Raw genomic sequence first — 21211 nt, forward strand, 5'->3', positions numbered from 1 at the left:
ACATTATATGATATTTATAATTTAGGTACATTGACTGCTTTTACAGAGACGGTATGATAAATCTTAATTGTCATAATTGAACATATTCTCTTTTTATCCCATATTATCACATAATTCTATCAGCTAATGTAAAAAATAGAATATCGGGAGGTGATTGAATAATGCAAGAACGAGAAGAATTAATATTAAACCCAGTTCCACAAGAAGAACGCACAGGATGGAAGGCTCCGCTTTTTAATATACTAGGTTGTAACATAGCCATTTCCGAACTAATGGTTGGCGGAGCCCTAATAGCAGGTATGACCCTTAAGGATATGGCACTCGCTTCCATAATAGGCAATCTTTTGTTAGTAGTAATATTATCTATCCAAGGATATATTGGATATAAAGAAGGGTTAAATACTTATATCCTTGCAAAGGGAGCCTTTGGTGATGTAGGTGGAAAATTTGTTATTTCCTTAATTTTGGGGATTACCAGCTTTGGATGGTTCGGGGTACAAGCAGGGGTTGCGGGGTTATCAATTCAAAAGATTTTTCCTGGCCTTAATTTTACAGTCACTACTATTGTAATCGGATTTTTGATGGTAATTGTAGCAGCATATGGTTTTAAAACAATGGCTATCTTTAATTATATTGCAATACCACCATTAATAATTTTATTAATATGGGGATTAATTAAAACTATAGGCATTAATAACATTGAATCCATTGGTTCATATATGCCTGCTCAGCATATTAGTCTAAAGGATGGTATCAATATGGTTGTAGGTCTGATTATCGTTGGAGCAGTAATATCACCAGATTACCTTCGTTACGCAAAAAAATCTATGGATATTTTTATGGTTGGATTCATAGGCTTCGCAATTATATCTATCTTTCAACAAATTGCAGCTGGAGTAATTGCAATGCAGGCTCCCACTTGGGATATTACAGAAGTTCTAGCACAGCTAGGGTTCAACTGGATAGCTTTTGCAATTTTGCTATTAGCTGCGTGGTCCACAAATTTGTCTAACGCATATTCAGGAGGCTTGGCACTTAAAAACCTTTTTCCTAAATATAGCAGAATTACATTAACATTTGTTGCTGGTTTAATAGGAACTGGTATCGCAGCTTTAGGCATTGTTTTTAAATTTCAAAGCTTTCTTGGATTCTTAAGCATGATGATACCCTCAATCGCCGGTGTAATGTGGGTCGAGTACTACATTATCCAAGGAAGGCAGTTTAGGGTCCGCGAGGGCATTAATGTTCCAGCGTTCCTTGCTTGGTTGCTAGGGTTTTTGATATCTTACCTTTCGACAAAATATCAATACGGCTTACCACCGATAAACGGCATCGTAAGTGCAAGCATTTTATATCTTGTTTTTGCCCGTTTGTTTCATCTTGCTGAAAAATAATAAATTAATGATTAATTGGAGGGCTGTAACAATGTCAAGGATAGTGAATATCGGGATCGTCCAGATGGATTCAAAACTAGGAGATGTGCCGTACAATATCGATCATGCCAAAAGTTTGATCGATATTGCTGTAAAGGCGGGCGCAAACATAGTATGTTTGCCAGAGCTTTTTGCTACTGGATATAATTTAAGCCTTCTTAAAGACAACGTTGTGAAGTTAAGCATTCAATATTACGAACAAATTTGCCAAGAAATTTCTGATATGGCTAAATGTAATAAAGTTTACATAATTGCTCCCTTTGGCGAGAAAGGGGCCATTTCAGGAGTAGTATATAATTCTGCCTTACTATTTGACGACGAAGGAGCGATGATGGGAAGCTTTGCGAAGACACATCTTTGGGCACTGGAGCGATTGTATTTTAAAGAAGGATCAAGATATCCCGTTTTTGAAACGAAATACGGCAAAATCGGCATAATGATATGTTACGATGCCGGCTTCCCGGAGGCATGCAGGAGTTTATGCTTAAAAGGAGCTGAAATGGTCTTCGTGCCTGCTGCATGGAGAAAGCAGGACAAAGATATGTGGGATTTAAACCTTCGACAAAGATCCCTCGAAAACCTGTTATTCACAATTGGTGTCAATAGAGTAGGAGTAGAGGGAGACTTACACTTATTTGGGGGCAGCAAAATATGTAACCCTAGAAGTGAAGTAATATGCGAGTTGCCGATCGACGAGGAAGATGTCACGGTTTTTAGCATCGATTTAGGCAAGGTAGTTGACCAAAGAATCCAAATACCATATCTCAGGGACAGGAAGCCATGGCTATACACAAAACTTGTTGAAATGTAAGTAAAATCACTCTTTGAAGATGGTGCTAAACAATATCATTTCATGGGTATCTTGAAATATTCATCGAGCTTCCATTGACGTATTTCGCTGTCTTTAGGCGTTTCGTAAGCTCCCACTTTACTCGTCGTCCAATTCAACATATTTTTGCAACTTACCAAATATTCGGCTTCCTTACATGCAGTTATCATGGAATCTATCACTGGTACGCCAAGATTGTCCTGAACCTTTTGAAAGAACCCAAACTCTTTGGTGCATCCTAAAACAACAACTTCTGCGCCATCTTCTTTTACTGCACGTTCTGCTTCTCTCAGAATCCTTTCTTCTGCAAGATCCTTTTTATCTTGAAAATCAAGGACACCTAGCTCAACCGAGCGAAATGATGCCAGCTTACTTTCAAACCCGTATTTCCTTACGTTTTCTCTCATATAGGGAATCATCTTTCTACGCCCTACTATTATAGAAAAGGTAGCTCCTAACTTAACGGCTATCGATAGTGATGCTTCACATGGTGCTGTAACCACAAGTTTATTGCTCATCTCTCTGGCTTCATATAGGAATGGGTCATAAAAACACCCAATAATTGCAGCATCAAATCCGTCGATCTCTGCCTGTCTTATTTTATTCAACAGCTCAGGAGCAATTAACGCTGAATAGTAAAGATATTCTAGGTGATAAGGAGCCTTTGTAAGAGAGGTTGCACATATTGTACAATTTTCCACATATTTAAGGATATAATTTTTTATCTGGTCATCTAAAAAACTATAACCTATAGGGCTAATGTACATTAACTTCTTTGCATCCGCCATATTTAATCTCCTCCTTTAGTAATTTATTAATATAAGTGACAACGAACATAATGATGGGCTTCTAATTCCTTCATATCTGGATCTAGCTTTTTGCATTGATCCGTTGCAAAGGGACACCTAAGGTGGAAGCTGCAACCGGGAGGAATATTTACAGGACTGGGAATTTCGCCTCTTGAAGTTATTTTTTTAGGCTTAAGCTGTTCTTCCTCATCGGTAACGACCGGAATTGAGGAGAGTAACATTTGTGTATATGGGTGCAGCGGCTTCTCGAAAAATTCCTTGGTTCGAGCAATTTCGCAAATTTTGCCCAGATACATTATCGCAACTCTATGAGCCACGTTTCTCATTAAGCTGAGATCATGGGTTATAAAAAGATATGACAATTTATATCTGTTTTGTAGGTCCATCAAGCGATTTATAACTTTTGCCTGTATTGATACATCCAGAGCAGAGGTAGGCTCATCCAAAAGCACTAAATCGGGGTTTGTTGCAATTGCATGAGCTATAGCAACCAGTTGACGCTCCCCGCCGCTCAACGACCTAGAGAATCGATATGCATAGATTGAAGATAACCCTACTTCTTCTAAAAGAGCTTCAGGAGATGCAGGAAATCCTTTGTATCTATCATTTTTATGCAATTTCAACGGAGTGAACAATATTTGTCTTATTGTCCTTCTGGGATTTAATGAGGAATTAGGATCTTGAAAGACAATACGTATCTTACCTTTAATTTCATTAGATCTAAATTTATAAAGCGATGATATATCTTGGTCATTATAAAGTATTTGACCTTTTGTAGGTTCATACATCCCCACAATGGTATAGGCAACCGTGCTTTTGCCTGAACCAGACTCTCCAACTAAGCCCAACGTTTCTCCTCGAAATATTTCCAAGCTTACCCCGTCAACTGCCTTTACAAAGCTACCTTTTTTATATGGAAAATATTTCTTCAACATGCTCAACTTTAAAATAGGAATGTCCAACGTACTATCCTCCCTTTAGAGATCAGCCTTATGGCATGCAACGTAGTGATCGTCCTCATACAGAGTTAATTTTGGCTTTGTCCTGTTGCAATCTTCATTGCAAAAAGAACATCGTGGTTGAAATCTACATCCCTTAGGCGGATTCAGATAACTTACCATCTCTCCCGGTATACCTTCAGCTATGCCTTCTCCTGTCAATTTAGGAACGCATGCCAATAACGCTCTTGTATAAGGGTGAGATGGATTTGCGAAAAGAGAGCGGGTAGGACCTATTTCTACAATCTCACCACCATACATGATGCAGACGCGGTCAGTAGTTTCCCTTACGACCCCTAAGGAGTGAGTAGCCAAAATGACCGACATGCCAGTAGTTTTAACTAAATTATTAAGGAGACCCAAAATCTGTGCTTGTATAGTGACATCCAATGATGTCCCAGGCTCATCGGCCAGTAAAAGTTTTCTCTCGGTTGCCACTGACATAGCTATACATATCCGCTGTCTCATCCCGCCACTTAACTGAAAAGGATATGAATCAAAAATTCTTTCAGGATCCGGCAAAAGGACGTCAGATAAGGCTTTGAGCGCTATGTCCTTAATATCATTTTCGCTGTAATTTATCCCTTTGGCCTGCAAGTTTGCCCTTATAACGGAAGATATTTGTTCACCTACTGTAAAAACCGGATTTAAAGAACTGGTCGGATCCTGAAATATCATAGACATCTCTGTCCTTCTTGTATTTAGCAATTCTGTTTGACTCATCTTGTTAACATTGCACCCTTTATACAAAATGTCACCCTTAGAGCTAGCATTACTATCAAGAACTCTAAGTAATGCCCTAAAGGTGGTTGTCTTGCCACAGCCTGTCTCTCCCACTAAACCAAGCCTTTCGCCCTCGACAAGAGAAAAAGAAACATCGTCCAAAACATGCATCAAACCTTCGTAAACCCTGTAATACACGTTAAGGTCTTTGACTTCCAATAACACTTCGCTACTCATTGTTTTTCCTCCGTCGAGAAGAGATCTCTAAACCCATCTCCCAACAAATTAAACGAAAGTACGATGATCATAATAGCCAGCGCAGGAAATACAGTTAGCCACCACTGTGTAGGCATATACTTGGCTCCATCAGATATCATGGTTCCAAGAGCTGGTGTTGGTGGCTGTTCACCCAAACCAACAAAGCTTAGCGCAGCAGCCGTCATGATTACTATGCCCATATCCAGGGTCATCTTCGTCAGTATAGGAGACAAGCAATTGGGAAGCATCTCTTTAAAAATTATATGCATCCAACTTGCACCTAGCAGTTGCGCAGAGCGAACATAATACTCTCTATTTAACGTCACAGCCATCCCGTAAGCTAATCGGGCATACCATGTCCACCACGTAATGGTTATAGCCAGCATGGCATTCATTAGATTTGGTTTGAGAAGTGCTGCAACCGATAACGCCAGGATTAAAGGTGGAACGGCAAGAAAGATGTCTGTAAGCCGAGTAATTAAAGAATCGATTAATGAACCTTGAAAATAACCTGCTATTAAACCCATAGTTGTCCCAAAGGGGACTGAAATACTTAGGACTACGACTCCCATTAATAGGGTCGACCTAAGAGCAAATATTATACGGCTAAATACATCTCTTCCCATGGGATCGGTGCCGCATAAATGTGCTAGGCTAGGAGGTTGATTCGCGTTCAAAAAATCGACCACTTTACCGGCATGAGTTGGATAAGGTGCAATAAAAGGGGCAAATATGGCAGCCAAAACTATCACAACAACGCCCACAAAACCTACGACAGACAACTTATTCTTAGATAACCTATACCAAGCTCTTCTAGTCTTATCGCTAAAGCTTCCAAAATTATCACACCTTTTATCGTTCATGAATACGCTCACTCCCCAGCTTTAAGCCTGACTCTGGGATCTATGATGGCTACTAGTATGTCAACAAATATGTTGGCTATTATGAAGACAAATCCGACGATGCAAATAACCGCACTCACCGCGTTTAAGTCTTTGAATAACATGGCTTCCACTCCATAACGCGAGAGGCCTGGCCAGTTAAATATTGATTCAACTAAAAAAGCATTAGCAAACAATGCGCCAATCTGAAGGGCTAATACAGAAACAGCAGGTATAACAGAAGGTCTGAGTAGATATTTAAAAAATATTTCTTTCTTGCTTAGTCCTTGGGCTGTCTCCATGACGATGTAATCTCTCTCACTGTTGTCTATCATAGACGATCGTGTAATCCTTGCCAGCTGGGCCATGCCATTCATTGCAAGGGCGGTCGCTGGAAGGAGAAGGTGAACAAAAGCATCTACTGCGACAGGAAAATCACAACGTAAAATACTATCCACCACGATCATCCCCGTAATCGGTTGAACACCTAATCCAACGCTTGTACGCCCTAAAACTGGGAGAATTGGCAATTTGTAACCAAAAAGGAGCATGAACAAAACTGCGAAAACAAATGAAGGTGTTACAACGCCTATATAAGCTATTATCCTAAGAAAGTAATCCATATAACTGCCTTGACTTGCAGTAGCAAGAACTCCGAGAAGTATTCCGAAAACACATTGAATTATAGCTGCAACAATTACAAGTTCTAATGTAGCAGGTAAATAAATCTTAATATCATCCGTTACCGATCTCATTGTCATTAACGACAGTCCAAAATCTCCCTTTAAAACACTGGCGATCCAATGAAAGTACTGATATATTATCGGTTGGTCCAACTTCAATTCAATTCTTAGAGCCTCAACTGCCTCTTCTGTAGCCCGTGGCCCTAATGCCATACGTGCTGGATCACCTGGTACAACTCTGGATAAAGTGAATATGATGATCGATAGCCCTACTAGAGCTACTAACGACCATAAGGTGCGCTTACAAATAAAGCGAAAGATCTCCATCAATTTTCCTCCCTGACAATAACTATAAATTAGCTGCCAGTTTATTCTTCTTTGAATTGGACACCCAGCATATACAACAAATCTAAACCAGGAACAATTGTTTTTTCTTGTTTCTGAAGTTCCGCAGGTTCCCACGTTAAATAACCAGATTGATAAGCGTGAACTTCCGGCTCTTCAAAAATAGGAATGTGAGGTTGGTATTCTACTATTAATTCTTGCGCTTTGTGATAAAGTTTTAGACGCTCATTTAAATCGGTTTCTTTAAGTGCCTTATCAATTGCTTCATCGATATCAGGGTACTTTACCCAACTTGTGTTAGTGTAGGTTCCAATTGATTCTGAATGATATATTGCCCGCAAAAGCGAACCTGCCTCGCTATAATGAGAAGATTCACTGATAGTGGTACCATGAGGGGTATCCTCCAAACGTGATGCCTGGTCAACAAACTTAGCCCACGGAACTTTGACAACCTCAACATTAACTCCCAGTTTATCAAAGTAAGTTTGGAAAGCTAAAGCTAGTTTTTCCCTATCGGGCACGTCAGCTACCCATGCTATTTCAACGGGAAATTGTTCAGGATTGTCGGCATATTTGGAAAGAGATAGCTCTTCTTTTGCCTTCTCCAAATCATAGTCATAATAAGGCAAACCAGAAACTGCACCTATAAGCGAGAGTGCAATTGGAGCTTTAGGTTGTTTTCTCCACGGAAAAATCTGAAGCAGCGCTTCATAATCTATGGCATAAGACAAAGCTTTCCTGAAATGGACATCATCAGTAGGGACTTTAGCATTGTTTAATGATAGATACAACATTTTGCCATTGGATATTGCAAATATATCAATCCCTTTAACTTTTTCGAGACTTTTATAGGTTTCCACAGGCTGATATTCGTCAGTAAACTCAAGCTGTCTGCGCATCATCATAGTTCTCACACTTACAGGCTCAGAAACGGCAAGCAATTCGAACCCTTCCGGATTGCCTGAGCTGAAGCCCTTCCAATATTCGGGAAATTTAACCGCTCTTAAATGTTGATTGTGTGCCATTTCTACAACCTTATAGGGACCACTCCCTGCATCGTTATTTATGAGCCAATTTGTCCCATAGTCTTTAAATTCGCCGTAATTTCCGTCTTGTAAATGTTCTAGAACTTGTTTTTTGTTGATAATATAAAATCGGGTAAGTGTAGAAAGAAACGGACCAAAGGGCTCGCTTAAGGTGATCACAACGGTATCATCCGAAGGATTTGAAATATCCTTCACTAGTCCTTCAAACAAGTAGGAAAAGCCTCTTTTGATCGTCAGAAGCCGCTTCATGCTAAATACCACGTCATCTGCAGTGAGCTTGTCTCCATTATGAAAAAGTATGCCATCTCGAATTTTAAACGTATATTTTAGACCATCATCAGATACCGTCCAAGACTCAGCAACACCTTTTTTTAGGTTACCTAAATAATCTTGGAATATCAAAGAATCGTATAAGTTTACTAAGGCGATCTGGGAGGCTCGATCATGTCCTTGGGCTGGATCTATATTGGGTGTATTAGAAGCGGTAAACCTCACTATACGGTCATCAACGGTAGCACAAGCGTAACTAGCAAAAACCATTCCAATAAACAAACCCATAAGTATAGCCCTAAAAATGACTTTCTTCATCTTTTTACTCCTCCTCAAATTTATACAACTAATAATATTAAGCAGTAACCAAGCACGCGCAATTTAACTAAAAATTATTTTGCCAACTCCACAATGGCAGCCCCGATTATTTGGATGACCTTTAAGTATTCGTCTAAGTCTATGAACTCATCTGCTTTGTGTGCTACATCTGGACTTCCTGGAAACTTCGGGCCAAAGGCGACTATATTTGGAAGAGCTTTTGCATAAGTACCCCCGCCCATCGATAGCAATTTTGCTTCTTGTCCGGTCTTTTCTTCATACACCTTCTGAAGCTTTCTTATTAATATGCTGTCTTCTGGCATGTTAAGCGGAGCCTTTTCGCGGAGGATTGATAAGGAAAATCCGTTCTTTTCTGTAAAAGCTTTAAGGGGAGAAACTATATCTTCGGATTGGAAGGTTACAGGAAAACGTATATCCAGCACTAAAGATATACACCCATCTTGGAATGTTAGTAGTCCCGGGTTGCATGTCAATTTGCCGGACAATTCATCTTGGACAAAAATTCCAAGATTCATACCATTTGCGTCGCCATAAAAGCATTTCCCTAGTTGACATATAATTTTGCCCCAATCCTCGTCGATAGAAGATCCTAAAACAAACATGAGATTTGCTATGGCATTTACACCTAATTCAGGAGTGCTACCGTGAGCAGCAACCCCAAATACTTTTAATGTAACCTCATTATCTTCCTCAAGAAGGGAGATTTTTATGTCATTACTTTGTGCGGTTTCCTTGATGGTGTTTAATGTTGTTTGTTTCTTATCTGGATCAAAAAACCTGATAGTGGCTTTTGCTTCGGAAGGCACGACATTGGGAACAGTCCCGCCATTAATTTCTAAAAGTATAGACTTTGAAGCCTTAGGCTGGATAAATGGCACATCAATACGTATATGCAGCTGTCCTTTTTCATATGCAATTATCGGGAATTCTCCGTCGGGTGTAAAACCCATCAGCGGTATTTCTCCGCAGTGTTCCAGATAATACTTCATATCCTTCATGCCGCTTTCTTCGTTCGTTCCAAATAAGATACGAATCCTGCGTTTTATAGGTATAGAAAGTTCCTTTATGGCATGCAAAGCCCATAACGCACCTATCGTCGGCCCTTTGTCATCCATCGTACCTCGCCCAAACATTTTATTTCCATGAATTTCTCCAGCAAAAGGAGGATATGTCCATCCGTCTCCGTGAGGGACAACGTCTAAATGTCCGAGGACAGCAACCATATCTTTTCCTTCTCCGTATTCTGCCCAACCAACGTAGCCATCCAGATTTTGTGTGGCAAACCCGAACAAAGAAGCTGTCTTTAAAGCCTGATCTAATGCCCTTTTAACCTCGATTCCAAAAGGAGCATTCGGGGCAGGGTCACCTTGAAGGCTTGGAATTCTTACCGACTCTTGCAAATTTAATATTATGGAAGGAAACAAATTTGTAATTTTAGCATCAAGGGAATTCATAGAAATCTCCTTTCACCTAATAACCTGAAACATTCATTTTCTTACAAATCTCGACGGCCTTCGGATCTTTGTAAATTCCGTTTTCTTCAAAGACATTGCCATCAAGCAAAATGGTAGGATTTAGGGTAACGCCATCCGTGTGAGATGCTGCAGACCAACATTTGCCCATAATTTGTATGCCTTGACTGCCAAAACCAAATTCTATACATCCAAAAATCCTCTCGTCTTCGACGATCCTGCCGGTAGGAGCATTTACGCCCGGATTAAAACCAAGAGAGTAGTGGGCGAGCCTGAACATATTCGGATCATTGAAAGATTTAAGCCACGTCTCAAAGATCTTTGCCTCTCTTCCTCCGGATATTGACTGTATCACACCTTTTTCTATCTCTAATGCAATCGGTTCCTTTATAATTCCAAGTTGTGCCGGAGGAAACACTGCTGCGTCAAATACTACTGTGCCGTTTATTGTCTCTTCTATGGGACACCAACTTACCTGGCCAGCTAGCATGATAGGATATCCCTTTTTCGTAGCCTTTTCTCCCGAGAGGCGTATCTTGCGTCCTTGGTTATATGCCACCAGATTGGTTCCGCTAGGGTTTTTGACTTCAACCTTATTTGCTTTCCCAAGTATCTCCTGGAAGTGACGCCCCAGCTCGACCACCATATCGTAATCGATTCTTTCGACACAATTTACCAGCATCATTACATCCATACCCGTAAGATTGATATATCTGCAACCTTTTTCCATAGCATCTCTCCAGGTCTGTGAATGCATAACGGTGGCGTATGCAATTTCTATCCAAACATCTGCATTTGCTGTCGCGGCTGCCATATGGGCTGGCATTTCGCTTGCAAAGGTCTTAACAGGGGTAGGGTAGTATAATACAATGGGTTTAGCGCCGATGGCATAAGCAGCATCACCAATCGCTTCGGCAACTCTTCTATCGCCTGAGCTGTCACAAGTAACAACGACAGTTTCTCCTTCCTTTGCAAGCATGACGTCCCGCACCAACTTCAGGGCTCCATTAATGGTTTCCATAGAACAATATTTTTCCGTTGGTTCTGTCCCGCTTTTAAATTCCATGATCAAATCGCCATCCTTTTTTATATATTACCTTGATTATATTCAAGCACGTGATTATTTACATCATCTAACGTAATAAATACCAGAATGACTATTTGTAATTTTCGAACAATTTGGGATTATCATGGCATATTATTTGTCAAATATTACAAAATTTGTGCTAATATATTGTAAGATACAATAAAATCTTATTGCGGAAAACATCCATTGGGGGGGATATTGATGCCTTTAACCGTAGAAGAAATGCTACAAATCGGCGATTTAAAGGATGTGGAAGTCTTGGCAGGCGAGCGCGGCCTTTCCAGTCGAGCGGTTAAGACCGTAGTGGTAATAGATGTACCAAATGCAGGTCAATGGATTAGAGGCGGAGAATTTTTGCTCACTTCTGGATACCTTTTTGCCGATAACGAGTTCTCCTTTATTGATCTGGTCGATAGTCTTGCCCAAAAAAATGCAGCTGCTTTAGGTGTTAAGATTGGTCGTTTCTTAAGTAAGATACCGGATGAAGCAATATCAATGGCCAACAAATACAATTTTCCTATCTTAAAGATACCTACATATATGAATCATGTAGATATTATAAATCCGGTGCTTTCAGCTATCATCAACACTCAATATAAATTGCTAGAAACAACGGAAACCCTAAGGAACAAATTTCTCGATTCGATCTTATTAAGCAAGGGAGTCGAAGATATACTTAATATATTGGAAGATTTTTTAAACATGGGCATAGCATTTGTCGACAATATTCTTGGGATACGTTATTATTCCCGAAATAGCGGCCTAAAAGAAGCAATTGAAAACTTATACATAACTGAGATAGCAAATAAATATCCAAACACTCAAATTACTATTGGGGATAGGGTTATAGGATATTTGATTTACGAAAAAGAGCCGAGTTATTTAACTCATTTTGCTGATATTGCAATTCGTGAAGCTCATAGGGCATTGCTCCTGAATTATCAAAAAATGGAATTTGCTCATGAAGTCGAAAGGCGCCATAGGGATGTATTTTTAAAAGATCTCCTGTACTCTAAGTTTAAAAAACCGGCGGAGGTGTTTCTGCAGGCCAAGATATATGGGTGGGATCCAACATGGAAACTAATCATAGTTGTAATTTACATCGATAACATACACAAAGAAAATTTCGATGATAATTTAACAAACAACTCCAGGAATGAAAATGAATTTTCGTTGTCCCAAAAATTCGCTGCCTATTTCCCGGGCACAATATTGACCCGGATTGACCCGCATTACGTAGCCCTAATTCCCGTAAAAGAGGAAAAAAGTTACACCTTTTTACGCAACAAAATAAAGGAACTACATCAAATAATATCACAATCTAAAAAAATTGACCTTGTCATAACCTTAAGTTCTGTAAAAAAGGATTTATTGGAAGCTCCCCGTGCTTTTTCCGAATGCCTGGAAACTTTTGACATCTTAAGACGAACTGAACAGAAACCAGGTGTATATTCATGGTGTGACCTCGGCGTAGAGAAGGTTTTATGTGCACTCAAAGGAACCGAAATGAGCCAAAACTTCTGGAGACATATTTTGGGCAAGTTGATTGATAGACAGGATGAAAGTTCATCGTTTTTGCTACAAACGCTTGAAGCACTTATTATAAACGACTGGCAAATGAGACCAACGGCCGAGTTTCTCCACATTCATTACAACACACTAAAATATAGAATTAAAAAACTGGAAGAAATTTTGGAAATCAATGGTCTGCAAGAGGGAAAACAACGCTTTGAGGTTACCTTGGCCTTTATGCTGTATAGGTTAGAGCACAACAATCTTTTACGAATTCCCCAAAAAAGTCAGTAAAATACACGCTAATTTCTAATGAGATGACGACAAAGGGTTAATGTGCTATAATAACAATGCTTTCGACTGCGAAGATACTATAATGAGAAGCAACGACACAACACAGGAAGTCCAATATCCTAAGCTTCTTAAATGGGCTGATGACGTTATCTGTAAATGCGTAGCTGCCGTCATGACGGGATCTGCTGGAAATCAGGTAAATAGAGTAGATGCCCTTGAAAACTTTTGGTAACCCAAGCGGACTCCGCCTTGGAATCATCGATGTCACGAGGCTTGGGATGTTCGAAGAGAAGGTGGGCCAGATAGCCAACTTTTAGCGATGATGTTGGTAGAAAAAGAGGATGCGACAAGGTTGTCCCCAAGGTCGCAGAGTTTAGGGTGCCCTCCCAAGCTGTATATTACTGTTTCGATAACGGCTATTCCCTTAAGGGACGCTAAGTTTACAAATAAAGGCAATACCTATTACATTATTGCCAATAGCCTAACGTTCAGCGGATTGATACGAAGCCCAACGTCTTGTCCTTCCTGCCAAAGGTCATCATCACGGCGATACGGTTCGATCACGCGGACTGTATCGCCTGATGCAAGTTTGACGACATATTCAATTTCGTCTCCTAAAAAGACGCTACTTACTATTTGGCCCCTCAATGTCCCATCATCTGGAGAGACAATTTCGATCGATTCTGGCCTGATGGCCGCCGCAACTTCATCTCCCACTTTAAGTTCTAAGCTTTTTTCGTCAATATGAGCAATAACTGTTATTCCATCAATTAACACTTTAGTAAAATTGCCATTAATGGACGTTAGTTTTCCCTTAAGGATATTGGCCCGGCCGATGAAATCAGCAACGAAAAGGGAAGCGGGGTTTCTATAAAGCTCAAATGGAGTCGCTATCTGTTCGACCTTGCCTCCGTTTAAGACGGCAATCCTGTCTGCCAGAGCTAATGCTTCCTTTTGGTCGTGGGTAACATAAATGCAGGTGATTCCGAGGCGCTTCTGTAAGCTGCGAATTTCGGAGCGCATGTAAATTCGAAGCTTCGCATCGAGGTTGGACAACGGTTCGTCCATCAGCAGCACCTGAGGGTTAATAACTAACACCCTTGCCAAGGCAACCCTTTGTTGTTCTCCGCCCGAAAGCTGATTTGGGAATCGGTCTTCTATTCCACTTAAGCTTACCGTTTCGAGGGCCTCTGTGACACGCTTTGCAATCTCTCCGGTCGGCAACTTCCTAATCTTAAGGCCATAAGCGATGTTGTCAAATACCGTCATATGGGGAAATAGGGCATAGTTTTGGAACACAAATCCTACGTTGCGTTTGTTTGCGGCCACAGTCGTTACGTCATGCTTGCCGATGAAAACTTGTCCTTCTGTAGGCGTCTCAAAGCCTGCAATCATGCGCAGGATGGTGGTCTTTCCGCATCCTGACGGCCCAAGCAAAGTTACAAGCTCACCTGCATTAATCTGAAGGTTGACATCGTCTACCGCCTTAAAGGCAACTTCGCCACTATTAAATATTTTGGTCAAACGCTTAAGACAAATGGGCACGGACAATTTATATCCCCCTTTGTCCCTTGAGGTTAGGATAAAGTGCCTCGAAAAGCAACCTTATAACCCACATGGCCATAGCAACGATCAATATCAGGACCACGGAGAAGGCCGCTGCCTGGGCAAAAAGCAGCTCTGTAATGCATTCAAGAATACGCACGGCCAGCAAGCTCCATCGCACCGAGACCAAAAATATCGTAGCACTTATCGCGGTCATTGAGACCACGAACAAATATTGTGCCCCGGTTATGATCGCCGGTGCAATCAAAGGTACCGTTACTTTTCTAAATGTTGTCAGCTTCGAAGCGCCCAAGTTTAGCGACGCTTCTTCTAGTGAGGTATCTATTTGCTTTAGCGTTGCCGTCGTAGCCCTTATTCCTGTTGCATCATATCTCGATACGCATAACGCCACTATGATCGCCATGGTTCCGGTAAGCACAATAGGGCCTGAGCTAAATGCAATGGCGTAAGCGATGCCTACGACTGTCCCAGGCAACACGTAGTTGAGCAAGGACACAAACTCCAAGGCTTTCTGTCCGGGAAGTTCATGTCTGTTTACCAGATAACCTATGACGACTCCTATCGCGCCGCCCATGATGGTCGAGACCAGGGCAATTGTAACGGTATCCCTCACTGCCTTCCGCCCCACGGTAAAGACGTATACGTAATTTTCAAGGGTAAGACTGTTATCCACTCCCCAAACTTTGACAAGGGACCCGATAAATATAATGGAATACAAGAAAATTATGAACAAAGAAATGAGAGAGATTACGGCTAGCATCACAACTTCGGCAAACGTACCGGCACCTTTGGGTTTTGAGCGAGCTCCGGCTTTACCTGACACGGTAACGTAATAACGGCTTTCTACCCAATAATGCTGAAGCAAGTACACAATCAGTGCGGGAACGAGCAGTGCAAAAGAGATAGCGGCTCCTCCTTGCATATCGTACATTCCCGTTATTTGCATGTAAGCTTGCGTCGTTAACACAGGAAAGGTATGTCCTGCCATGACAAGTGGAGTTGCAAAATCCGCAAGCGAGCTTCCAAAGAGCAGCAAAAACGCGTTTGCAAGCCCCGGTATACTCAAAGGCAACGTCACCGTGCAAAAGGCCTGCCACTGGGTACTTCCCATGCTCATGGCTGCGTCTTCAAGGTTTGGGTCTATAGCTTCAAGCACTGCCGTAAGCGTTAGGAATGCCACCGGAAAGTAGGTCAAAGTTTCTGCTATCCAGGTCCCAAGGAATCCATAAATGTTAAAATCTGGCATATGAAGCAGTTTAAGCAGCAATCCGTTTGGCCCCAACACCATGGTTAAGGCAATGCTGCTGGTAAAAGGCGGGGATACGAAGGGAAGCACGATGATCGCGCGTAAAAACCATTTGACGATTTTGGGCAGTTCAATTCTCGTAACTGAAAAGGCAAACAAAAACCCCAAGGCCGTTCCGCCAAATCCTACCGCTGAAGCCAGAATCATACTGTTTACGAAGGCTTTTTTGTTGTACCAACTGCTAAATACCTTACTTAAAACCGCTAAGCTCCATTTGCCATCGGCAAAAAACACCAGATAAATCAGCCGCGCTAGCGGATACAAGACAAACAGGCCTAAGAATATCCATATCCCAAGCCATAAAACCACCAACGCGGCATCTGTTTTTTGAATTATCCCCTTTTTACTGAAGTACCTCATTTATCCATCGTTCGACGAGGCGATCGCGATTTTTACCCGCCCACTCGACGTCCAAAGGCAGAACCTTTATTTTTGATATGTCTAAAGCCGGATCGGAAACCGGCACGTTAGGGTTGCTGGGTATCAAGTTGATATCGTTTTCCTCGTATAGTTTCTGCATCCTTTCTGTGGAGGCCCAATCTAAGAACCTCTTGGCAAGATCCAGGTGTTTGGCACCCCTGACCAGGCCCATTGCCTCTATGCCAGCAACGACGCCTTCATTGGGATAGCTTATGACTACGTCGTAACCTTTCTTTTGCATCTCCAGGGCATCGACCAAAAAGAATATACCGCCTGCTGCCTGTCCTCTAGCTATGGGAAGCGCTCCGCCGGCGCCGCTTTTAGTGTAAAGCTGGACGTTTTGGCTTAAGGCCTTTTCGTATTTATACGCCTTATCCTCTCCCATGGCTTGTATGACGCTTAGCAACCTGTACATTCCAGTGCCTGAAGTCCTTGGGTCGGCCATTTGAAGCTGTCCCTTATATACGGGGTTCAGGAGATCCTGCCAAGACGAGGGCGGATTTAAGTTGTGGTCTTTCAAAAACTTCTTATTGAACATGAAACAAATGGGATCAATGGCCACGCCTGTCCAGTAGCCCTTTGAGTCTTTGAAGGCATCGGGAATCTTTACTGCGCCCTTCGGCCTGTAAGGATCAAACAATCCCTTTTGAACACCGTCTACAAACGCCTCGGCCATATTGCCGAACACCACATCAACCTGAGGGTTGTTTTTTTCCGCCTCAAGCCTTGCCTGAACTTCTCCCGACGAAAACCTCATCCAGTTGACTTTGATACCCGTATCCATCGTGAAGGCACTGAATATGGCATTTGCGTAGCGCTCGGACCATATCGTGTAAGCGTTGAGCTGCTCTTTTTCCGCATGGGCAGAGCCGGCCATAAACAGGCCTAAAAATGCAAGCAAAACAACCGCAACTAAACGTCCGTAACCTTTCATCATTGACCCCCCTTACTTTCAATAATCCTGATCTTAATTTAGACACAAGGAGGTCCGCTGCCCATATCCAGATATGCCCATCATTTGGGCAATTCTGGATATGCTTTCCACTTAAAACATCAGGAATAAAGATGGCACCTGCACAGATGCCCCTTGGAAATTTCTATCTCATCGGGTTCTTCTTTTGAACATATATCCATAGCTTGCAAGCATCTGGTGTGAAAGAGACAACCCTTAGGGGGATCCAGGGGACTTGGTATCTCTCCCCGCGGTATTTTTCGGATCCTCTTTCCCCTGCCTACGCTGGGTATTGCCTCTAGAAGGCTCATTGTGTAGGGGTGTTTCGGGTTCGAAAATATTTCGTCCTTGCTTCCCAATTCCATGATTTTGCCCAAATACATGACCGTAACGTGAGTGGCAATGTAATCTACCACTGCAAGGTTGTGGGTTATGAAAAGATATGTCAATTCTAGGCTTTCTTTCAGTTCCTTTAACAAAGCCAAGGTCCTCGCCTGAACGGATACGTCGAGTGCGGATGTGGGCTCGTCTAAGACTAAGAACTTGGGACGCAACACAAGAGCTCTTGCCATCGCTATCCTTTGCCGTTGACCACCGGAAAATTCATGGGGGTATCTGAACATATGCTCCTCCCGCAAACCGACGCGCTCCAGAATTCCTTTAATTCTGACGTATATCTCATCTGATGGAAGCTTGTAATGTATTTTCAACCCTTCTCCGACGATATCTTTGATCAGCTTTCTGGGGTGTAGAGAGTTGTACGGGTCTTGTTGAACTATTTGCATTTCTCGCCTATATTTGATCAGATCTTTAGAACCAAGATCGGTGATATCTTCACCCTCAAAACAGATCTTTCCTGATGTAGGCTCGATAAGTTTGAGAATTAGCCTGCCCAGCGTACTCTTGCCGGAACCTGACTCTCCGACGACGGAAAAGATGGAACCTCTTGGAATATTCAAAGAAATATCGTTTATTGCTTTTACCTTGCGAGGCTTGGAAAATATAGATTTTTTAATATCAAAGTATTTTCGCAGATTTTCAATTGTAACGATTGCTTCCATGTCTAGCCCTCCTTCACGCCGTCAGAATAGAGATGACATGCGACGAAATGCCCTGGCGATATTTCACTTAAAGTAGGAGGTTCCGTGCGACATCTGTCAAAACAAAAATCACACCTGGGATGAAACCTGCATCCGGAGGGAGGGGATACCAAATCAGGCACAGAACCAGGGATGCCGGTCAACTCCCTAGAAGCTCCTATTATTGGAATAGAACTTATCAGACCCTTTGTATAAGGGTGCAAAGGTTCATCGAATATTTCCTCCGAGTTAGATATCTCGATGACATTACCGGCGTACATCACGGTTATCCTGTCGCAAAATTCTGAGGCAACCCCAAGATCGTGGGTTATCAGGATAACTGCGTTTTTCCCAATCTTCACCAATTCGTCCAGTAATTGAAGTATCTGTGCCTGAATGGTTACGTCTAGCGCAGAAGTTGGTTCATCGGCTATCAGTAGTTTTGGTTTTATCGCCAGTGCCATGGCAATCATTACCCTTTGGGCCATGCCACCGCTCAATTCGTGGGGGTATAAATCTATCGATCTTTTCCAATCAAGACCCACCATTTCCAGACTCTCAGGCACAAGCTTGTAGGCATCGCCTATACTGATATCATTGCAATGGGCTATTGTCTCTGCAATCTGAAATCCTACCTTAAAAACGGGGTTTAGGGCAGAAATGGGTTCTTGAAATATCATGGACATTCTTTTACCTCGAATATGTCTGTCCATATCCTCTTCGGAAAGTTTTAGGATGTCATTGCCCTCGAACAAAATTTGCCCATCTATTATTTCACCTGGAGCCTCTATTAGTCTCATGACAGAAAGAGCGGAAACCGATTTTCCGCACCCTGTTTCTCCGACTATTCCCAAGCGCTCTTCTTCGTTCAGCCATAATCTAATGCCGTTAAGAGCCTTAATAGTCCCTCTGTATGTGTGGAAGATAACTCGTAAGTTTTCTACGTCAAGCAACCTCGACATGGCGAAAACTACCTCCTAATCCTCGGATCCATCATGTCACGTATACCATCGCCGAGAAGATTAAATCCCAAGACTACCAATGCTATGAATAAACCGGGAAATGTCGATATCCACCACTGTTCCACGAGATAGCTTCGGCCATCGCTTACGATAGCACCCCATTCAGGTGTAGGAGGCTGGGCACCAAGGCCGAGGAAGCCCAAACCGGCTGCCGTCAATATTATGGACCCCATCCTCAAGGACAGCTGAACCAACACTGGCGACATGCACATAGGCAATATATGAAGGAGCAATATCCTAATGTTGCTGGCGCCTAGAGCTCTTATCGCTTCAATGTAAGGCAACGATTTTATCTTCATTGATTCGGCACGCGCTAACCTTGCTATAATGGTCCACCCTACCAAGGATATTGCGATGATTGCATTAAATACTCCACGACCCAGCATGGCCGATAAAGCCATGGCCAAGATCAAGTTGGGGAAGGACAAAAAAACATCGGTAATTCTCATTAAAACATCGTCGATTACACCGCCAAAATATCCTGCCGTTATACCTACTGCAAGCCCTATCGTTCCGCTTATCACTGTTACAAGCAAAATAATACCAACTTCAATACGCGCCCCGTATACAACTCTGCTAAAGATATCCCTGCCAAATTGATCCGTCCCGAATATATGCTCACTGCTTGGAGGGAGTAGGGTTTGAGAAAGATCGACTTCTATAGGATCGTAGGGAGCTATTAAGGGAGCAAAAATGGCAATTAATATGAAAAAGGCAACCAGAACGGTTCCCACCATCGCCAGTTTGTTTTGTCTCCATAGATAAAGGGTATGTTTCCAATCTTCGACCAAAAGTTGTCGGCGTGATATCACGTTCGAGCCTTCGTTATGCAAACTGCAACCCCCCTATACTCTCATCCTTGGATCTAAAGCTGCGTAGATTATATCAACAACCAAGTTGACTAGGGAATAAACAACAGCGACAAATAGGGTGCCACCCATGATTGCCGGATAATCCAAGAGAAGCAAAGAATTGACTATGTATCGACCGAGCCCGGGCCAACCGAAAATTGTTTCAGTTAAAACAGCTCCCTCGAGCAAGCTGCCGAAGGTCAATCCTATTACCGTAACAACAGGTATCAAGGCATTGCGCAAGGCATGTCTGTATATGACAAGTCTTCTTCCTATTCCTTTGGCCTTAGCTGTTCTTATGAAATCTTGCCTTAATACGTCTAACATGCTCGATCGCATGATTCTGGCAATTGAAGCTGTAGCCGAGTAACCGAGGACGACAGCGGGTAATATTATATGCGATAAAGCATCTTTAAAAGCACCAAAGTCTCCTGCCAGAAGGGAGTCCAACAGCAAAAGACCCGTAACCTTGGGCGGCATGACGGTAAATATTCCAACCCTCCCGCTGCCTGGCAGCCAACCCAAACGATAATAAAAGAGAATTAATAGCAAAAGGCCCGTCCAGAAAACGGGCATAGATACACCCAATATAGAAAAAACTCTACAAAAATGATCTACCAGCTTGTTACGATGTACCGCAGAAAAAATTCCCAAAGGTACTCCTAAAATTATGGAGATTAGAGCTGCCACTATGGCAAGCTCTAACGTTGCAGGGAAAAACTCAGCAATATCCTTTATGACCGGCCTGTTGCTTTTAATTGATACTCCCAAATCACCTCTCACGACACCCGACATGAAATCGAGAAATTGGTCGAAAAGGGGTTTGTCCAAACCTAAGCGCCTTCTCATCTCATCAACCAATTCTATAGGGGCGTTGCCTCCTAAAATTGCGCCTACGGGATCTGCAGGTATTGCTCTAGCTACCACGAAGACCACAACGGATACGCCAAATAGGACGATAAGCATCAAAAATAACCTTTTTATGATGAAGGTTTCAAGCTTCATTTATACTTAATCCCCCTGCTTTATCTCTGAA

19 protein-coding genes are annotated in these 21211 nt (G+C 42.2%); 4 read left to right on the forward strand and 15 right to left on the reverse strand.

Features of this window, described 5'->3' with window-relative positions:
- The first annotated feature begins 161 nt into the window (after nucleotides 1-161).
- Together B3N34_RS04485 and B3N34_RS04490 are read left to right on the forward strand one after the other, a co-directional pair.
- Nucleotides 162-1394: a cytosine permease gene (locus tag B3N34_RS04485; protein ID WP_286975313.1), complete on the forward strand. Its 1233-nt coding sequence runs from the start codon at nucleotides 162-164 to the stop codon at nucleotides 1392-1394.
- 31 nt (nucleotides 1395-1425) lie between these two features.
- A complete protein-coding gene (locus tag B3N34_RS04490; RefSeq protein WP_286975315.1) occupies nucleotides 1426-2244 on the forward strand; it encodes a nitrilase-related carbon-nitrogen hydrolase in 819 nt (272 codons plus the stop codon).
- A gap of 35 nt (nucleotides 2245-2279) precedes the next feature.
- On the opposite strand, the gene B3N34_RS04495 is transcribed toward B3N34_RS04490, so the two are convergent.
- The 8 genes from B3N34_RS04495 to B3N34_RS04530 all read right to left on the reverse strand — a co-directional run bounded on the left by B3N34_RS04495 (nucleotide 2280) and on the right by B3N34_RS04530 (nucleotide 11152).
- Nucleotides 2280-3050 carry an aspartate/glutamate racemase family protein gene (locus tag B3N34_RS04495; protein WP_286975317.1) on the reverse strand — a complete coding sequence of 257 codons (771 nt, stop codon included), beginning with the start codon at nucleotides 3048-3050 and terminating at the stop codon, nucleotides 2280-2282.
- A gap of 26 nt (nucleotides 3051-3076) precedes the next feature.
- A complete protein-coding gene (locus tag B3N34_RS04500; RefSeq protein WP_286975319.1) occupies nucleotides 3077-4033 on the reverse strand; it encodes an ABC transporter ATP-binding protein in 957 nt (318 codons plus the stop codon).
- Between the two features lie 15 nt (nucleotides 4034-4048).
- Nucleotides 4049-5029 carry an ABC transporter ATP-binding protein gene (locus tag B3N34_RS04505; RefSeq protein ID WP_286975320.1) on the reverse strand — a complete coding sequence of 327 codons (981 nt, stop codon included), beginning with the start codon at nucleotides 5027-5029 and terminating at the stop codon, nucleotides 4049-4051.
- Nucleotides 5026-5913: an ABC transporter permease gene (locus B3N34_RS04510; protein ID WP_286975322.1), complete on the reverse strand. Its 888-nt coding sequence runs from the start codon at nucleotides 5911-5913 to the stop codon at nucleotides 5026-5028. The genes B3N34_RS04505 and B3N34_RS04510 overlap by 4 nt, the downstream gene beginning before the upstream one ends.
- Before the next feature lie 8 nt (nucleotides 5914-5921).
- A complete protein-coding gene (locus B3N34_RS04515; RefSeq protein ID WP_286975324.1) occupies nucleotides 5922-6941 on the reverse strand; it encodes an ABC transporter permease in 1020 nt (339 codons plus the stop codon).
- A gap of 41 nt (nucleotides 6942-6982) precedes the next feature.
- Nucleotides 6983-8593, reverse strand: coding sequence for an ABC transporter substrate-binding protein (locus tag B3N34_RS04520; RefSeq protein WP_286975325.1), 1611 nt, complete (start codon nucleotides 8591-8593; stop codon nucleotides 6983-6985).
- A 74-nt stretch (nucleotides 8594-8667) separates the two neighbouring features.
- The gene (gene pepV / locus B3N34_RS04525) at nucleotides 8668-10068 is read right to left on the reverse strand and encodes a dipeptidase PepV (RefSeq protein WP_286975327.1); all 1401 of its coding nucleotides are present in this window, start codon (nucleotides 10066-10068) and stop codon (nucleotides 8668-8670) included.
- A gap of 16 nt (nucleotides 10069-10084) precedes the next feature.
- Nucleotides 10085-11152, reverse strand: coding sequence for a hypothetical protein (locus tag B3N34_RS04530; protein ID WP_286975328.1), 1068 nt, complete (start codon nucleotides 11150-11152; stop codon nucleotides 10085-10087).
- 243 nt (nucleotides 11153-11395) lie between these two features.
- On the opposite strand from B3N34_RS04530, the gene B3N34_RS04535 reads away from it, so the two are divergent.
- Nucleotides 11396-12979, forward strand: a complete 1584-nt coding sequence (locus tag B3N34_RS04535) for a PucR family transcriptional regulator (protein ID WP_286975686.1) — start codon at nucleotides 11396-11398, stop codon at nucleotides 12977-12979.
- Nucleotides 12980-13061: 82 nt separating this feature from the next.
- The gene (locus B3N34_RS04540) at nucleotides 13062-13211 is read left to right on the forward strand and encodes a hypothetical protein (RefSeq protein ID WP_286975329.1); all 150 of its coding nucleotides are present in this window, start codon (nucleotides 13062-13064) and stop codon (nucleotides 13209-13211) included.
- A gap of 230 nt (nucleotides 13212-13441) precedes the next feature.
- Here the strand turns inward: B3N34_RS04540 and B3N34_RS04545 are convergent, their stop codons facing one another.
- The 7 genes from B3N34_RS04545 to B3N34_RS04575 all read right to left on the reverse strand — a co-directional run bounded on the left by B3N34_RS04545 (nucleotide 13442) and on the right by B3N34_RS04575 (nucleotide 21180).
- Nucleotides 13442-14524: an ABC transporter ATP-binding protein gene (locus B3N34_RS04545; RefSeq protein WP_286975688.1), complete on the reverse strand. Its 1083-nt coding sequence runs from the start codon at nucleotides 14522-14524 to the stop codon at nucleotides 13442-13444.
- 7 nt (nucleotides 14525-14531) lie between these two features.
- Complete coding sequence (locus B3N34_RS04550) at nucleotides 14532-16211, reverse strand: ABC transporter permease (protein WP_286975331.1); 1680 nt, start codon at nucleotides 16209-16211, stop codon at nucleotides 14532-14534.
- Nucleotides 16195-17205, reverse strand: coding sequence for an ABC transporter substrate-binding protein (locus tag B3N34_RS04555; protein ID WP_286975333.1), 1011 nt, complete (start codon nucleotides 17203-17205; stop codon nucleotides 16195-16197). Before B3N34_RS04555 ends, B3N34_RS04550 begins: the two co-directional genes overlap by 17 nt.
- 119 nt (nucleotides 17206-17324) lie before the next feature.
- Entirely contained in the window at nucleotides 17325-18284 is a 960-nt protein-coding gene (locus B3N34_RS04560; RefSeq protein WP_286975334.1) for an ABC transporter ATP-binding protein, read from the reverse strand.
- A 2-nt stretch (nucleotides 18285-18286) separates the two neighbouring features.
- The gene (locus B3N34_RS04565; RefSeq protein ID WP_286975336.1) at nucleotides 18287-19264 is read right to left on the reverse strand and encodes an ABC transporter ATP-binding protein; all 978 of its coding nucleotides are present in this window, start codon (nucleotides 19262-19264) and stop codon (nucleotides 18287-18289) included.
- 8 nt (nucleotides 19265-19272) lie between these two features.
- The gene (locus B3N34_RS04570) at nucleotides 19273-20157 is read right to left on the reverse strand and encodes an ABC transporter permease (protein ID WP_286975337.1); all 885 of its coding nucleotides are present in this window, start codon (nucleotides 20155-20157) and stop codon (nucleotides 19273-19275) included.
- A 12-nt stretch (nucleotides 20158-20169) separates the two neighbouring features.
- Entirely contained in the window at nucleotides 20170-21180 is a 1011-nt protein-coding gene (locus tag B3N34_RS04575) for an ABC transporter permease (protein ID WP_286975338.1), read from the reverse strand.
- Between the last annotated feature and the right edge of the window lie 31 nt (nucleotides 21181-21211).

Source organism: Acetomicrobium sp. UBA5826, assembly GCF_002433005.1.
Taxonomy (GTDB): domain Bacteria; phylum Synergistota; class Synergistia; order Synergistales; family Acetomicrobiaceae; genus Acetomicrobium.

Excerpts from the sequence above, each read along its gene's own strand:
- B3N34_RS04485 (WP_286975313.1), top strand. The coding sequence starts at position 162 with ATGCAAGAACGAGAAGAATTAATATTAAACCCAGTTCCACAAGAAGAA.
- B3N34_RS04490 (WP_286975315.1), top strand. The coding sequence starts at position 1,426 with ATGTCAAGGATAGTGAATATCGGGATCGTCCAGATGGATTCAAAACTA.
- B3N34_RS04495 (WP_286975317.1), bottom strand. The coding sequence starts at position 3,050 with ATGGCGGATGCAAAGAAGTTAATGTACATTAGCCCTATAGGTTATAGT.
- B3N34_RS04505 (WP_286975320.1), bottom strand. The coding sequence starts at position 5,029 with ATGAGTAGCGAAGTGTTATTGGAAGTCAAAGACCTTAACGTGTATTAC.
- B3N34_RS04510 (WP_286975322.1), bottom strand. The coding sequence starts at position 5,913 with ATGAACGATAAAAGGTGTGATAATTTTGGAAGCTTTAGCGATAAGACT.
- B3N34_RS04515 (WP_286975324.1), bottom strand. The coding sequence starts at position 6,941 with ATGGAGATCTTTCGCTTTATTTGTAAGCGCACCTTATGGTCGTTAGTA.
- B3N34_RS04520 (WP_286975325.1), bottom strand. The coding sequence starts at position 8,593 with ATGAAGAAAGTCATTTTTAGGGCTATACTTATGGGTTTGTTTATTGGA.
- pepV (WP_286975327.1), bottom strand. The coding sequence starts at position 10,068 with ATGAATTCCCTTGATGCTAAAATTACAAATTTGTTTCCTTCCATAATA.
- B3N34_RS04530 (WP_286975328.1), bottom strand. The coding sequence starts at position 11,152 with ATGGAATTTAAAAGCGGGACAGAACCAACGGAAAAATATTGTTCTATG.
- B3N34_RS04535 (WP_286975686.1), top strand. The coding sequence starts at position 11,396 with ATGCTACAAATCGGCGATTTAAAGGATGTGGAAGTCTTGGCAGGCGAG.
- B3N34_RS04540 (WP_286975329.1), top strand. The coding sequence starts at position 13,062 with ATGAGAAGCAACGACACAACACAGGAAGTCCAATATCCTAAGCTTCTT.
- B3N34_RS04550 (WP_286975331.1), bottom strand. The coding sequence starts at position 16,211 with ATGAGGTACTTCAGTAAAAAGGGGATAATTCAAAAAACAGATGCCGCG.
- B3N34_RS04555 (WP_286975333.1), bottom strand. The coding sequence starts at position 17,205 with ATGAAAGGTTACGGACGTTTAGTTGCGGTTGTTTTGCTTGCATTTTTA.
- B3N34_RS04560 (WP_286975334.1), bottom strand. The coding sequence starts at position 18,284 with ATGGAAGCAATCGTTACAATTGAAAATCTGCGAAAATACTTTGATATT.
- B3N34_RS04565 (WP_286975336.1), bottom strand. The coding sequence starts at position 19,264 with ATGTCGAGGTTGCTTGACGTAGAAAACTTACGAGTTATCTTCCACACA.
- B3N34_RS04575 (WP_286975338.1), bottom strand. The coding sequence starts at position 21,180 with ATGAAGCTTGAAACCTTCATCATAAAAAGGTTATTTTTGATGCTTATC.